11 protein-coding genes and 2 pseudogenes are annotated in these 14,158 nt (G+C 58.4%); 4 read left to right on the top strand and 9 right to left on the bottom strand.

Features of this window, described 5'->3' with window-relative positions:
* Positions 1 to 11: 11 nt before the first annotated feature.
* Positions 12 to 1,031, bottom strand: a complete 1,020-nt coding sequence (locus MUN80_RS23880) for an SDR family NAD(P)-dependent oxidoreductase (protein WP_244717069.1) — start codon at positions 1,029 to 1,031, stop codon at positions 12 to 14.
* A gap of 565 nt (positions 1,032 to 1,596) precedes the next feature.
* Here MUN80_RS23880 and MUN80_RS23875 point away from each other — a divergent pair.
* Positions 1,597 to 2,355: a DUF72 domain-containing protein gene (locus tag MUN80_RS23875; RefSeq protein ID WP_244717067.1), complete on the top strand. Its 759-nt coding sequence runs from the start codon at positions 1,597 to 1,599 to the stop codon at positions 2,353 to 2,355.
* Between the two features lie 292 nt (positions 2,356 to 2,647).
* Here MUN80_RS23875 and MUN80_RS23870 read toward each other — a convergent pair whose 3' ends face one another.
* The 4 genes and pseudogenes from MUN80_RS23870 to MUN80_RS26295 form a co-directional block, all read right to left on the bottom strand.
* Complete coding sequence (locus tag MUN80_RS23870; RefSeq protein ID WP_244724954.1) at positions 2,648 to 3,259, bottom strand: S66 peptidase family protein; 612 nt, start codon at positions 3,257 to 3,259, stop codon at positions 2,648 to 2,650.
* Positions 3,260 to 3,307: 48 nt separating this feature from the next.
* Positions 3,308 to 3,709 (bottom strand): annotated as a pseudogene (locus tag MUN80_RS23865) (LD-carboxypeptidase); the annotation flags it as partial.
* Between the two features lie 32 nt (positions 3,710 to 3,741).
* Positions 3,742 to 4,542, bottom strand: coding sequence for a nucleotidyltransferase domain-containing protein (locus tag MUN80_RS23860; RefSeq protein ID WP_244717065.1), 801 nt, complete (start codon positions 4,540 to 4,542; stop codon positions 3,742 to 3,744).
* Positions 4,543 to 4,616: 74 nt separating this feature from the next.
* Complete coding sequence (locus tag MUN80_RS26295; protein ID WP_511181441.1) at positions 4,617 to 5,423, bottom strand: helix-turn-helix domain-containing protein; 807 nt, start codon at positions 5,421 to 5,423, stop codon at positions 4,617 to 4,619.
* Between the two features lie 231 nt (positions 5,424 to 5,654).
* Here MUN80_RS26295 and MUN80_RS23850 point away from each other — a divergent pair, with 231 nt between their 5' ends.
* Both MUN80_RS23850 and MUN80_RS23845 read left to right on the top strand, forming a co-directional pair.
* Entirely contained in the window at positions 5,655 to 6,917 is a 1,263-nt protein-coding gene (locus tag MUN80_RS23850) for a peptidase MA family metallohydrolase (RefSeq protein ID WP_244717061.1), read from the top strand.
* 282 nt (positions 6,918 to 7,199) lie between these two features.
* Entirely contained in the window at positions 7,200 to 7,574 is a 375-nt protein-coding gene (locus MUN80_RS23845; protein ID WP_375373971.1) for a zinc-binding dehydrogenase, read from the top strand.
* 372 nt (positions 7,575 to 7,946) lie between these two features.
* Here MUN80_RS23845 and MUN80_RS23840 read toward each other — a convergent pair whose 3' ends face one another.
* Positions 7,947 to 8,714, bottom strand: coding sequence for a glucose 1-dehydrogenase (locus MUN80_RS23840; RefSeq protein ID WP_244717059.1), 768 nt, complete (start codon positions 8,712 to 8,714; stop codon positions 7,947 to 7,949).
* Positions 8,715 to 9,131: 417 nt separating this feature from the next.
* Between MUN80_RS23840 and MUN80_RS23835 the strand changes: the two genes are divergently transcribed.
* A complete protein-coding gene (locus MUN80_RS23835; protein ID WP_244717057.1) occupies positions 9,132 to 9,710 on the top strand; it encodes a Crp/Fnr family transcriptional regulator in 579 nt (192 codons plus the stop codon).
* On the opposite strand, the gene MUN80_RS23830 is transcribed toward MUN80_RS23835, so the two are convergent.
* The 3 genes and pseudogenes from MUN80_RS23830 to MUN80_RS23820 all read right to left on the bottom strand — a co-directional run bounded on the left by MUN80_RS23830 (position 9,711) and on the right by MUN80_RS23820 (position 13,907).
* A complete protein-coding gene (locus tag MUN80_RS23830; RefSeq protein ID WP_244717055.1) occupies positions 9,711 to 10,724 on the bottom strand; it encodes an SDR family NAD(P)-dependent oxidoreductase in 1,014 nt (337 codons plus the stop codon).
* Between the two features lie 28 nt (positions 10,725 to 10,752).
* A complete protein-coding gene (locus MUN80_RS23825; RefSeq protein WP_244717053.1) occupies positions 10,753 to 11,508 on the bottom strand; it encodes an SDR family NAD(P)-dependent oxidoreductase in 756 nt (251 codons plus the stop codon).
* Positions 11,509 to 12,366: 858 nt separating this feature from the next.
* Positions 12,367 to 13,907: pseudogene (locus MUN80_RS23820) on the bottom strand (carbon-nitrogen hydrolase family protein).
* Between the last annotated feature and the right edge of the window lie 251 nt (positions 13,908 to 14,158).

Below are 14,158 nucleotides of genomic sequence, written 5' to 3'. Positions count from 1 at the left end.
TGGGGCCAGCCTCAGTTAGCGGCGAAGGAAATACCGGTCAGCTGCTCGCTCAGGGTCCATAGCCGCTGGGCGCTGGTTTCGTCTAGCGAATAGGGCTGCACGCCCCGGGCCGTGGAAGGGTCGTCAGAACGGTGCTCAAGTTGTCCCTTGTCCAGTTCAGCCACGTCGGCATCTTCACAATACACCCCGCCAATGGTATCCAGCAAGGGGCTAGTGGCGCACCACACCGTCGTCGCCGCACCCTGCGGAATGGTTTTCAGCGTGGCGGCTACCTCGGGAAGAATGTTGCCCTGCGCATCACAAAAGCCCATTTGCTGAAACAGCTCGAGGGGTGCTTCGCGCCCGAGCTCGGTGCCGTTGATGGAGCCGGGATGCACGGCATATGCGCGGACGCCCGCCGCCTGGCCGCGCTGGTCCAGCGCCACCGTGAACAGGTTGCTGGCCGTCTTGGATTGTCCGTAGCCTTGGAGCGTGTGGTATTCCCGGTGCTCAAAATTAGGGTCCTCGAAGTTAAAGGGTGCCATCTGGTGCCCAAACGACGAAACGTTGACGACGCGGGCGCCCTGCGCTTGTTTGAGGGCCGGCCACAGGCGGGCTACCACATGAAACTGCCCCAGGTAGTTGGTAGCCAGCTGCGACTCGATGCCCCGCCGGTCGCGGCGCAACGGTACCCACATAATACCGGCATTATTAATCAGCAAATGCAGGGGCCGGCCGGAAGCCAGAAACCGGTTGGCAAACGTATCAATGGACTCGGGGTCTACTAAGTCCATCGTTTCCAGCTCCACGTTGGCAATGCCTTGCAGATTGTGCCTTGCTTTTTCCGTGTCGCGGGCCGGCACAATGACCGTAGCGCCGGCGGCGGCCAGCACCCGGGTGGTTTCCAACCCGATGCCCGCATTGCCGCCGGTTACAATCACAATTTTGCCAGTCAGGTCGAACCCATTGATAACGTCGGTGGCGGTGGTGGTGGCATTGAAGCCAGAGCCTAACGGGTGCTGCAGGGCTCCTTGAAAATTAACTTGTCTCATGGCTAAGGGAGTAAGTGATTAGCGTTAAGACAAAGGTCGAGGGCGCAGCGACGGATGACTTTGTTTAGAAGTCCTAATTCGTTTGTTTAAAGGTCCCTTTCTGTTGAATCATTGATCATTCGAACAGGATTTCACAACTTATCACTGGCCGTCATTAGCCTGTTTGCGGTAGGTGCGGGCATCGTGCTGCATCAGCTGCGGAAGCTCTTGCCGGGACCTCTCGTCGAGTCCTGATAACCTGGTAAGGCTAAGCACCATCTTATCGACGGAATAGAGCGAGTCCTGAGCCATTTGGCGGCAGTGAAAGTGTGCGGCCGGCGGTCGATGAGGCAGCGCGTGCCCAGAGCGCGCTAGTCGGGCAGGCGCAGCAGCGACGCGGCGTAGAAGCGCAGCTCGTTGGTCTCGGCGGCGTGCAGGGCCTTCGAGCGCCAGCCCCTGCCTGGCCTGCCAAGAGAGCTCCTATGACCAGCTGATGATACGTTGGGGCCCGGGAAGATACGCATGGGGTAAAACGCCGGGGCAGCGTGGCCCGTTATACCCCGAAACTCCCATATACCTCCTTCCCATGCCTACCCCCCTTGGCACCCTGCGCACTGGCACCAGCGGCATCGTAGTGCCTGGCCCCAAGGCCACCTTTCCGGAGGCCTACCAAGCTACGAGCCGCCTCACCTACTATGCCACCCTGTTTAACTCGGTGGAGATTAACAGCACCTTCTACCGCATCCCCCAGCCCAAAACGTTTGCTGCCTGGGCCGCGGAAACCGGTCCTGGGTTTGACTTTACCATCAAGCTGTGGCGCGATATTACGCACACCACCGCTCTTGCCGATGACCTCTCCGGTATTGCCCGCTTTCTAGAGGCAGCACGGGAGTTGGGCACCAAAAAGGGATGCCTGCTCATTCAGTTCCCGCCCAGCAACACCATTCGTCAGCTACACGCGGTCAGTACCCTATTGCATGCTATTACCGCGGCAGACCCCGCCCAGGAGTGGCGCAAAGCGGTTGAGTTTCGCCACCCAAGCTGGTATGCCGATGATACGTTTGAGATGCTGGACCACCACGGCGCCAGCCTCGTGCTGCACGACAAAGGTCCCGCCCGAAACGCCCAACTCAACGAGGGGGCCGACTTTGTGTATATGCGCTTCCACGGCCCGCAGGGAAACTACCGAGAGTCCTACGAGCATGACTTTCTGCACGACCAGGCCGAGCAGATACACGACTACCTCCAAGAGGGGAAAGACGTGTATGCCTACTTCAACAATACCATGGGCGCCGCGTTTGACAATGCCCAAGACCTGTACCGGCTGGTAGCGGAGCGGGCGTGAGCCGTACGACGCGCGTCTAGGGGCAGGGTGGCGCCGGTTTCCAGGGCCAAGTCGTGGTAAACCACGGCGCAGGCCTATCTGAGTAAACCCTCGTTGTTTCTGTATAAGTTAACCAAGGGGCAGCAGGGATGGGGATTCCTTCTTATACAGCTCAGGCATTTAAGCTGCCCTAGTAAAGGCCGATTACCTACTACGTTCGGACGGCGGACGGTTGTTAACTAGGTAATTCCTGAAAACGAGGCTTTTTTGCCTCCCATGGCGTAGCAGACCCGTTTCTGAGCGGCACTTAAACTTAATAGGATAAAAAAACGCGTTTTTCGGACGCTAGCACCCGGGCCTGCTGGCCAGAGGGAAGTACAATCTGGGGATCTGTGTGGCCAAAGTCCATATTCTGCACGATGGGAATATAGGCGTTGTAGCGGCGCACCGTGCCGATAATGGTCTCGCGTTGTTCCTTCCGGTAAGCTACTTGTGCTGCTGGCGTGAGCGAATGCTCATAGTGCCACACCTGAGGCCGACCAACCAATACTGCCTGGAAAATATTCAACCAGCCGCGCTCCCCAAACCCGGTGAGCAGGTACGCCAGAACCCAGGCGGCAGGCCGCCACTCCGACGTTTCCAGATATAACATTGTCCCTTCCAGCGCGTCGGAGGTAGGTAAATAGCCTCCTGCTGCCACTTGGGCCACCAACGACTCCACACACCCACCCCATAAAAGGCCGCAGCCGTCGGCTAGGACGTCCCAGTACCATCCTTCGTTAGGTTGCAGGGGGCGGGGCCGCGTCAGCGTGGTTGGGTTGGCCCATGACTCGCGTGCATCCGTAAACGACGGGCTAGCGGTTAGCTCCCTCTCCCCGCGCTCAAACAAGACCTGCGTCAGGTACTGAACGGTCAGTGCGTGCATGTGGCCCGGCATGACTAGCTGCGTCATCACCATGCCCCCGTAATAACTTGGAATACCTAGGTTCCAGAGGTAAGTTACCAGGTGGGTATTGTCGCTGAAGCCGAAGAAGGGCTTCGGGTTGGCGCGCAGCACGGCCGGATCCAGATACTTCAGCAGTTGAATCTAATCTTCCCCGCCGATGGTCGTGAAGACTGCTTTGTGCGCGGGGTTTGCAAAGGCCGCCAGCACATCGTTAGCCCGGTCTTGCAACGACGAGCCCAACACGCGAGTAGTAAGGTATTCCACCGGGTCTAAACCAAAGATAGTGCGTAGACGCTCCAGTCCCAGGTCCTGCACCCAGGGAAACAAGTCGGGTAAGCCAGCAGAGGGAGACAGAACGGCTACATGGTCGCCGTGACGTAGTTTAGGTAGGGTTACAAAGTGCGGTATAGTCTCCCCGTTGTACGCCATTCGTGATGCATACCCTCGTTACCCTCCAAACACTACGCGCCGGAGGCAACGTCGGCCAGGTACGTTACGGCTCGCCTTTCAACCTGCTGCTTGGCTACGAATTCAGGCGTTCGAAGGGTGTGTCGCAAGGACCGGTAGGTCGCAATAGCCTGCTCCAAGGCGTGGACACAACTGGTGCGCTCGGCGGTAGCAACCGTAGCGTGCAGAGAAGCCAGAGCCGAAGTTGGCAGCATCTGCTCCAGCTTCCGCACCCCCCGAACCGGTAACCCCCCGTGTTGCTGAGTCAAGAGCGGCCCGAGGACGGTGGTGCGCAGATAGTCCAGAAAGGACACAACCTCTAGTAGTTCTCCCCGGCCCAGCTTGGTTGCTGCATAATGTACCCAAATCCAGAACCGGTCCTCCAGCCATTGCAAAGACGGCGCCGGTGGGGGCTGGGCTCGGCTGGCCTGCAATACGCCGCTGACCAGAGTATCTTGCTGCCAAAGGATGGAGGGGTCTTCCACGCGCTGCGCCAGATCGGGCAAGGCCACAAACTTCAAATCTACATGAAGCAGCGGCTCGTCGTAGAGGCAGATGAGCAGCCGGGGCTCCCCCACGTGCTCACCGGTAAAGCACTCCAACAGTTGACCTAACGAGGCCGCCAGCAGGGGACGCTCCTCCATCAAGCGCGGGGCCTGCGCCGGGTCGAGCACGAGTACGAGGTCCAGGTCCGAGTATTGGTCCAGGGAGTTTTCGAGCCAGGAGCCTCCTACGGCTACTCCCACCAGCCCCGGGGTGCGGGCCAGTACGGGTAGCGCGTGGTCCAGAAAGAGTTGCTGAGCAGCAGGTACCATGAATGCAAACCGTAATAAGACGGCACAAAGGTGCAACTCACCCTGCAGCCAGCAGGTGGACAAAACGGACAAAGTTACAAGGCCCCCAGCGGCTGCCCCAGCAGCCGGCGACTAGCGCGGGCAAAGTGCGCGAAGTCGGCGTAGCCGGCTGCCTCATAGTCAAAGGCCTGCCCCTGGTGCCGATACAAGGTTAATGCGGCCTTGAAGCGGACTAGTTGGGCATAGCGTTTAGGACCCGCCCCGACAAGTTGCTGGAAATAGCGAGTTAGGGATTTGGGCGTGACACTCAGCTGGTCTGCTACCTGCGTAATAGAAGCTGGCGAGCTGACGGGGTTAGTGAGTTGCGCAACAGCGGCCTGTACCAGAGAGTAGCGGTAATCGATGACCAGAGGATGAAACAGGGTCTGCAAATACTCTTCGAGCAGCGCTACGCGGGCCGTAAACGAGCTACTTATAGCCAGAGCTGCTTCCAGGGCCGTGATGGGTAATACCGTTGCGGCGTCCACGGCTTGGTCGGCAAGCTCCGTAGCCGAGCAGCCAAGCAGTACAGCTACTGCTCCAGGCTGCAGGGTAACCCCAAAGAGCAGAGTGCCGGCCGGGTAGTGGCACCACCGGGTGTGGGTTAGGTGTCCAAAAATCTGGCTCGTAGTGAAGGTGAGGCCTGCGCCGACGGCAGGCGCGGAATACCAAGGCCGCCGCCTCAAATTGAAACTCAGCAGGCCGGCACTGGTTGGCAGAGCACAGCTGCTCAGCGCTGTTGTTGGCTCACATTGCCAGTAAAAAGCGACGTAAGGGCGCAAGTCGGCCCCTGGCTCGCTTCGGTGAAAGCTAGCGCTAACAAGGGTATCGGCTAAAACGCGCGGGCGGCAACCAAGCTGCATAACCCCAGAAAGCTACGTAGCCGGGGGCTCTAACGCAAATTGACCGCACATGCCACCAGCTACTATTAAACACAGCGGTGCCCGCGAATGAATACGAGTGGAAGAGCAACAAGAAGGCTCACTACCTACAGCGGCACTTACTAGTTCTGCGCTTTTAGTACTTTTCAGTTCCTGCCCGCCTGCTACTCTTTTCACAACCGAGAGACACGCAGACCCCTGCCTTTATACAGCATGAACAATGAGAAAAAGCTGGTTCGCCGGCTACTGCAGCCTTTCTTAGTAGCCTGTATTCTGCTGCTTACCCGAAGCAGCTTAGCGCAGCAAGGATTTCCGCAATACTACGAATATCTGAACCTGACCCAGAAAGCCGACTCCTTGAAACAAGCTCGTCAGTACGCCCAGGCGGCTGGCTTCTACGGGCAGGCGGCGCGAGTGAAAATGGAGAAGGGTATTCCCATCCCGCCCACGGAAAGCTACTACCACGCCGCCCAGGCATGGTCGCGGGCAAACAAGGCTGACAGCGCCTTTCAGTACCTGAGTGTCTTGGCCCGCCAGGGGTTCACGCACGCCGATACCTTGCGCCGGGACGTCTACTTCAACGGGTTGCACGCCGATGCCCGGTGGCTGCCTGTTCTGACCCGCGTCGACGGCAACGCAGCCCGGGAGCGCCGATTGGCGCAGGTGTACCGCGAGCGGACGGAATTTACGGGACCCCGAGAGGAGGTGGTGTTTAACCCACCGCAAGCCTACCTGCGGCAGTTTATCTATAATGACACCCTGGCCTTGACGTCGATTAACTACGCTAATTTCCGCCTCTTTTTCCGCGGCAATTCCTACACTGCAACCCACTTGCCGGCGCTCAAAGCCCAGCTTGCCAGTGCCTGGCCCCGTATTCTGAGCGTGCTGCAGGTGCCTGCCTACCAGAAAGGCATTTACCTGACCCTGGTTGATTCCAAACAGGAGCTGAGAGAGTTGACCGGCCTTAGCCCCGCCGGTGGTTTTGCGTTGGTTGGTCAGGATGCGGCTTTTCTCGTCAACAGCCCGACCCGCCGGCTACAGGCCAAGCACGAAATTTTTCACCTGCTCGCCAACGAGGTGTGGGGCGTTTGTCAGTCCCGGCTGCTCAATGAAGGGGGGGCTGTCTTCTGCGACAATGAGTGCTGGTACGAGAACCCCATCTATAGCATCAATGCCTACTTGTTGCAAACGGGTAAGCTGTTGCCGCTTTCTCGGTTAATTAAGGACTTCGATAACAGTGCCCGCACCGATCAGGTGGCTGCTTACCTGCAAAGCGCGGCGCTATTCAAGTATCTCTACGAGCAGTACGGCATCGACAAGATGAAGCAGCTGTGGGGGAGCGGCTTTGATAAGTTTCAAGCTATCTACGGGTTTTCCCTGGACCGGCTGGAAAAGGAGTGGAAGGCGTATATCCGCAAAAATGCTCCTCCCAAGGCTATAGACTGGGATAAAGTAAGCCAGGAAGGTTGCGGCTAGAAGGAGGATTTTGAATAGAGAATGAGTCATATCCAGACATATAGGTCCCCGTTGTGTTAACAAGCACTTGGACAATAGCGGCTTAAATGACCCTTTGGCTGAAGTGAGTCGATACTCACTTCACTGCCTGCTTGGCTTCTATTTCTAGCTTATAAGCCTCTAGAATAGCTCCCGTCAAGTAATCAAATTTGGGTGAGATGTCGAGCCGCACGCGGTTAAGCAACTCCACGCCCCGACGTTCGCTGTGGATCAAACCCGCTTCACGCAGAACTACACAACTTTGTGGTGACTACGGACGAGGCGCAGCTCAAAGCCGTACCGGGTTCCTTTGACTTCATCATCGATGCCGTGTCAGCCAAGCACGACCTAAACATGTATCTGTCGCTGCTGGCCACCGACGGCATCCACATCCTGCTGGGCGTGCCGGCTGAGCCCTACGACCTAGCGGCTTTCTCGGTGCTGACGGGCCGCAAGAGCGTAGTTGGCTCCAGCATCGGCGGCATCGCCGAAACCCAGGAAATGCTGGGCTTTGCCGCCGAACACGGCATCGTGTCGGATATCGAGCTGATTAATATCAAGGACAGCAATACAGCCTACGAGCGCATGCTCAAAGGCGATGTGCGCTACCGCTTCGTGCTGGACATCGCCACGCTGTAAGCCTGCTCCCTCAAACAAAACTGGCCCTACCCTCTTGCGCCGTACGGTGGCGGGGGTGGGGCCAGTTTTGTGGTATTAGCTAGGCAACAGCGGCGGTTGAAAAGGTACTCTTTTGCCCGAAAACCAATACCCTCGTTTTTCTCAACAGCTTTCAGTGGAAGCTTAATAAGCATGCTGAAGTGCCACCAGCACGTTGTGCTGAGCGGAGTCGAGGCATAGCTTAAACCAGGTTTTCGTTACGCCATTACTTAATATTCCATCCGGCAAGAACACACGAAATACAACCCGGCTCTAGACATAGCACAAACGGCAGTGGGTGGGCAGTCAATTTGCCCGCCCACTGCCGTTTCGCACGGATTATGGCCACAGCGACTAGCTCATCAGGCTGATGTTGGTCATGCCGCCGTCGGCCAGGATTTCCGTGCCGACGATAAACGAAGAGTCATCCGATGCCAAAAAAACCGCAGTTTTTCCCATTTCAGCGGGCAGGCCCATGCGGCCCAGGGGAATCAAATCGCGCCACACTTGCTTGACCTGTTCCAGCTGCGGCTGTGGCACCAGCTTGCCAAACACGGGGGTGTCAATCGAGCCCGGCGAGAGTGTGTTCACGCGGATTTTTCGGTCCAGCAAGTCGAGCGACAAGCCCTTCGCCAGGGAGATGACAGCCGCTTTCGCCGCGGCATAGATGGTCATGCCCGGGGCGGCCCGGTGGGCAGCACTCGAGCCAATCAGAATGATGGAGGCCCCGTCGTTCAGATAGGGAAGTGCTTGCTGAACTGTGAAATAAGAGCTCTTCAGATTTAAGTCCATGTACCGGTTGTAGTTGTCCTCGGTGACGTTCACGATGGAGGCCATGGGGCTGCCGTCGACTACCCCGCCGGCATTTACTACGAGTGTATCAATCTTGCCAAACCGTTCAGCCGTAGCCTGGAATACCCGTTTCAAGTCTTCCAGTTGAGTTACGTCGCCCCGAACGCTGATAAAGCCGGGGCCGAGTTCCTGCACGGCCTGGTCCAGGGTTTCCTGGTTTCGGCCGGTGATGGTGCCAGTGGCACCTTCGTTTTTGAGCGCTTCGGCAATGCCAAAGCCAATGCCACTATTGCCGCCGGTGACGACGGCTACTTTGCCTTGTAGTTTCATGAGAAGTGAAAAAGTGAGTAAAAAAGGAGGCATGGAGAGCTTGCCCCGAAGTTGGCCTGATCAAGTCTTGGCGGGATGCAGGCACGGCTGCTGGTTACAGCGCCTTACAAGTAGCGATGAAAGAAGCTTCCTCTTAGAAAGTAAACACCAGTTGGTTTGGCCTTTTGCCAAAGCAGAACCAGACCGCTTGCAGGTAGCAAAACGGGGCCTTGGCGGTTGGCTGCGCCGACGGGTACGCGCATCAGCCCAGCCGAATAGGCTCCTAGGTTTGGTGAAGGCAAGGGCGCGCCAAACACGCGCCCGGGTGTTCCGGTTTACCTGGCCGACTGGCGTAGTCGCGCGATGTGCCAGCTGGTGTCGCCAGACCCACGCAAGCCCGGCTACCCTACCTATTACTTATGTTCTACCCGTATTGCCATGGTTGAAGCATTTCGCAATTATCTGAGGTCGAAGGCCGCGTTTACCGACGCTGAATTGGAGCAGCTCGAAGCGGCGGCCATTCCTCGCAAGCTCAAGCGCCACGAGTTTCTGGTGCGCAGCGGAGAAATATGCCACTATATTGCCTTTGTCGTGCGGGGCTCCTTGCGCCTGTACCGCACCGACGAGCACGCCGAGGAGCACATCCTGCGCTTTGCCATCGAGAACTGGTGGATTACCGACGCCGAGAGCTTTCGGACTGGGCTACCCTCCGTCGGGGCTATCGACGCCCTGGAAGACACGCAGGTGCTACTGTGGTCGAAAGAAAGCTGGGACCGGGTGAAACGGGAAGTGCCGGCGTTCAATGCCCTGGAAAATCAACTGGCGGGCCGCAACCTCGACGCCCAGGTGAACCGGCTCTATGCAGCTATCAGCCACACCGCCGAAGAACGTTACCACGCCTTTGTGGCGGCCTTTCCGGATTTCTACCGGCGCATGCCTCTGCACATGATTGCCTCGTATTTGGGTGTATCACGCGAAACGCTCAGCCGCGTCCGCAAGCACACCGGGTTGTACTAGCTACTGCGTGGTGTCGAAGCGGATGCCCGTCAGCTCTTCGGATAAGGACCACAGCCGTTTCGCCGCAGCGGCATCGACGGAATAGGGCATGACGCCGGCCGACTGTACGCCTTCGGAAAATCCCTCCCCCAGCGCCAAGGACGCTACATCCACGTCCTCGCAATATACCCCGCCGAGGTCGTTCAGCAACGGGCTCGTGGCGCACCACGCCGTAGTAGCGGCCCCCTGCGGAATGGTTTTCAGCGCGGCAATAACTTCCGGCACCTCCTGGCCCTGGGCGTCGTAGAAGCCGAACTGCTGTAGTATTTCCAGGGGCGCTTCGCGCAGTAGCTCGGTGCCCCAGATATTGCCGGGGTGCACCGCGTACGCGCGGACGCCCGCGGCTTTGGCCCGATTATCTAATTCCAGGGCAAATAGGTTGAGCGCGGTTTTGGACTGCCCGTAGGCGGCCATGGTTTCGTACGGCCGGTGCTCGAAGTTGGGGTCTTCGAAATGGACGGGCCCAAACTGGTGCCCCAGCGAGGAGACGTTGACCACCCGGGCCCCGTGGGCTTGCTTGAGCGCCGGCCACAACCGCGCCGTTAGCTGGAAGGGCGCCAGGTAGTTGGTGGCCAATTGCGACTCCATGCCGCGACTATTGCGGCGTAGCGGCACGAACATGATGCCCGCGTTGTGGATGAGCAGGTGCAGCGGCCGGCCCGACGCCAGGAAGCTCGTCGCAAAGGCGTCGACGGAGTCGGGGTTCAGTAAATTCAGTTCGGCCAACTCCACGTTAGCTACGCCGCGCAGGTTTTCCTGGGCCTTGCCCAGACTGCGGGCCGGCACGATGACCGTAGCGCCGGCCGCGGCCAGCGTTTTGGTGGTTTCCAGGCCAATGCCCGTGTACCCGCCCGTGACGATGGCCACTTGGCCGGCTAGGCTCAGGTCCTGAAGAATCTCACTGGCCGTGGAGGTGGCCGTAAACCCCGAGCCGATAGGCGCTTGCAAAGCGCCGTTATTATTATTCTGTTCCATGGTGCTCAATGATGTGTGTTGCTAGATATTACAGTCCGTAAATGCCGCCGGAAACGGAAATTTTCTCCCCCGTAATCCAGGCCGCATCCTCCGACGCCAGAAACACGGCCACTTTTGCTATATCCTCCGGCTGCCCCGTACGGCCCAAGGGCGTCGTCGCCACCAAGCGGGTTTCCGCCTCGCTGCCGATAAAGCCGCCCCTGCGCGACCCTTCCGTGTCCACCACGCCCGGCAGAATTGAGTTGATGCGGATGTTGCGGCCGCTGAATTCCTTCGACAAGGCCGTGGTCAGGGCATCCAATGCGGCCTTCGACGCCGAATACACCGCGCCCGTAGGCAGCGGGGTTCTACCGGCCTCAGAACTGATATTGAGGATGGTGCCGCCGGTGGCGCTAAACAGCTTCAACGATTCCTGAATGGTGAGGATGGACCCCAGCACATTGAGGTTGAAGTGCTGGTGGAACGTCTCCTCGGACACGTCTTCAATCGGTTCGTAGCGGTACACGCCCGCGTTGTTGACCAGAATATCCAGGGCGCCGAATGCCCGTTCGGTTTCCTGGAACAGCCGGCGTACCTCGGCTTCCTTCGACACATCGGCTTGCACGGCAAGGGCGGTACCACCCGTGGCCGTAATGGCTTGCACCACGCGGTCGGCCGCGTCCTTGCTGGCAGCGTAGTTTACCACCACCTTGGCGCCCTCGGCGGCATAAAAAGAGGCAATGGCTGCTCCGATACCTTTGGAGGCGCCGGTAACAACGGCGACTTTATTTTGTAGCTTGTTCATTGTTGGTTAGTTGAGAAAATGGCCTCTCCAGCCGGTTCGTTGGTTCGGGAGGTAGTTGAAAAGCCCTTGGGCTTGGAGAAAGGCGCGGCCATTTGATAAGGCAAAATTGGCGGGGGCAGGGGAGTCAAAACGAGGACATTTGTCACCGAATTTGCTCCTCTTGCTGCAAGCTCCCGGCCACCAGCTACCGCAGCTCTACCGGCTGGCCTCGAGAAGGCGGGAAATAAAAAACGGTCCTTCCGAGAGGAAGGACCGCGTATGTAACCAGCCATCAATGTAAAAAATACCAATTCGCAGAAGCCGTAGGCTGTGTCGCGTGGGCATCGCAGCCGGTCGGGTGCCCACAAGGACCTCCTTTTGCTGAATGCTAGAACTACCGTTTCGCTGAACAGTTGTGCGCTCAGTAGTTATAAAAACAATGTGTGTTTTAGGGCCCACCGTTGCGGTTTTGAGAATATAGTAAGTGGTAGTGTCGCCCGAAAATTGAGTGGGGCTTGCGGCGCGCTGAACCGCCAGCCAACGGGGGTAAGCTTTCCGAACGATGACAAAGCGCCCCCTCTTTAGCTCCCATGCGGCGGGGTGACTGCTGGAATCGAGCAAGTGCCGATAGAGGTAGGTTGGGGTCGCCAGTTCCATAATGCGGACACGGACACAAAACCCGAATTGAAGATGAGTTTCGTGTACTGTTTTGGTAGACGTTTCCTGCTCCATTCGGCAGGCTCAGTGGGTAGCCACAGATGTAGCCGCTACACAAGACTTGCGGGGTACGCGAACTACACAGTTCGCGCTACTTCCTGACCATAAAAAAGGCCCCGCATCCTGCCAGGACACGGGGCCTTTGTACTTACTTACTATAGCTTACCCGGCGGCAATGGCCTTGCGCTTGCTCACGCGGGGGTGGCGTTCCTCCGAGCCCTGGGCCAGCAACTCGTCGTCGCGCTCAGACTTCTTGATGGTCCAGCTCAGCGAGTAGAGGTCCTTGCGCCGGTCGCGCAGGTTGCGCACGGCCCCGCTGGTGTTCAGGTCCTTGAGCAGGTCCAAATCCAGGTCGGCAATCAGGGTCATCTCTGTGTTGGGCGTAGCCTCGGCCACGATGGCGTCGTGGGGGAAAGCAAAGTCCGAGGGGCTGAACACGGCGCTCTGCGAGTACTGAATGTCCATGTTCTCTACCCGGGGCAGGTTGCCGACCGAGCCGGTAATGGCCACGTAGCACTCATTTTCGATGGCCCGGGCCTGGGCACAGATCCGCACGCGCTGGTAGGCGTTCTTGGTGTCGGTCCAGAAGGGCACGAACAGGATTTTCACCCCTTCGTCGGAGAGCATACGGGCCAGTTCGGGGAACTCCACGTCGTAGCACACCAGGATGCCGATTTTGCCGAAGTCGGTATCGAAGCACTTGAGCTTGTCGCCGCCGCGCATACCCCAGTAGGAAGCCTCGTCGGGGGTAACGTGCAACTTGTACTGCTCGTCCACGGTCCCGTCGCGGCGGCAGAGGTAGGCCACGTTGTGCAGCTTGCCGTCCTCGTACACGGGCATGGAGCCGGCCACGATGTTGATGTTGTAGCTTACGGCCAACTCCATCATCTTGGCCTTAATGGGCTCGGTGAAGGCCGCCATGGCCCGGATGGCCACAGCAGGAGAGTCCTCGTTGGTGAGGGCCATCAGCGGAGCGTTGAAAAACTCGGGGAACATCACGCAGTCGGCCTTGTAGCCCGAGACGGTATCGACGAAGAACTCCATCTGCTGCAACAAGTCTTCCAGGCTGCGAGTGGCCCGCATCTGCCACTGCACGATGCCGATCCGGACGTTGCTTTTCTGGTTGCCGATGAGCTTTTCCTCTTCCTCGTAGTACACGTTGATCCACTCCAGCAGCGTAGCAAAGGCCTTACTTTCGGAGTCGTAGGGCAAATAGCCGCGGATGATTTTGCGGACGTGAAACTCGTTGCTGAGCTGGAAGGTGAGGATGGGGTCGGTGATTTCCTTGTTGCGCACCATCTCCACGTACTTGGCCGGCGTCATCTCGTTGGCGTAGGCCGCGTAGCCCGGAATCCGGCCGCCGGCCACCATGGCCCGCAGGTTCAGATTTTCGCAGAGCTCCTTGCGGGCGTCGTAGAGGCGGCGTCCCAGGCGCAGGGAGCGGTACTCGGGGTCCACGAACACGTCGACGCCGTAGAGCGTGTCGCCGTCGGGTTGTGGGTGTTGAACTTGCCCTGCCCGGTGATTTTGGCGTAGGTATGCTTGTCGCCAAACTCGGAGTACTGCACGATGATGGCCAGGGCGGCGGCTACCACCTGCCCATTGTCCTCGATGCAGATCTGGCCCTCGGGAAACTTACGAATCAGGGCGCCGAATTCCTCGGCCGACCAAGCGCCTTCCATGTTGGAGTACACCTTGTCCATAATCTCCTTTACCGCCTTGAAGTCGGAGCGGCGCAGGGTGCGCAGCACCAGCTTGTGGGCCGGTACGGCCGTGGGGGTAAGCAGCTCAGGGTGAGTAGTCGATTTGTCTACTTTCTTAGCGTGGCTGCCGCTCGTTTTGCCATTTGCAGAAGTGGCCATATAAATCGGGGAAGAAGTGTCAAAAGTGAAAGACAAAGATACCAGGTGCGGGACCTGGGTCAGTATTCTACGGCAGCACAACAACTTTGGCA

This window comes from Hymenobacter cellulosivorans, assembly GCF_022919135.1.
GTDB lineage: Bacteria > Bacteroidota > Bacteroidia > Cytophagales > Hymenobacteraceae > Hymenobacter > Hymenobacter cellulosivorans.
Note: the sequence above shows the minus strand (reverse complement) of the source record. Positions and strands in the feature narration are given on the sequence as shown.

Coding starts and splice junctions, on each gene's coding strand:
- MUN80_RS23860 (WP_244717065.1), bottom strand. CDS start 4,542: ATGGTACCTGCTGCTCAGCAACTCTTTCTGGACCACGCGCTACCCGTA.
- MUN80_RS23875 (WP_244717067.1), top strand. CDS start 1,597: ATGCCTACCCCCCTTGGCACCCTGCGCACTGGCACCAGCGGCATCGTA.
- MUN80_RS23835 (WP_244717057.1), top strand. CDS start 9,132: ATGGTTGAAGCATTTCGCAATTATCTGAGGTCGAAGGCCGCGTTTACC.
- MUN80_RS23830 (WP_244717055.1), bottom strand. CDS start 10,724: ATGGAACAGAATAATAATAACGGCGCTTTGCAAGCGCCTATCGGCTCG.
- MUN80_RS26295 (WP_511181441.1), bottom strand. CDS start 5,423: ATGCAGCTTGGTTGCCGCCCGCGCGTTTTAGCCGATACCCTTGTTAGC.
- MUN80_RS23870 (WP_244724954.1), bottom strand. CDS start 3,259: ATGCACGCACTGACCGTTCAGTACCTGACGCAGGTCTTGTTTGAGCGC.
- MUN80_RS23880 (WP_244717069.1), bottom strand. CDS start 1,031: ATGAGACAAGTTAATTTTCAAGGAGCCCTGCAGCACCCGTTAGGCTCT.
- MUN80_RS23825 (WP_244717053.1), bottom strand. CDS start 11,508: ATGAACAAGCTACAAAATAAAGTCGCCGTTGTTACCGGCGCCTCCAAA.
- MUN80_RS23840 (WP_244717059.1), bottom strand. CDS start 8,714: ATGAAACTACAAGGCAAAGTAGCCGTCGTCACCGGCGGCAATAGTGGC.
- MUN80_RS23850 (WP_244717061.1), top strand. CDS start 5,655: ATGAACAATGAGAAAAAGCTGGTTCGCCGGCTACTGCAGCCTTTCTTA.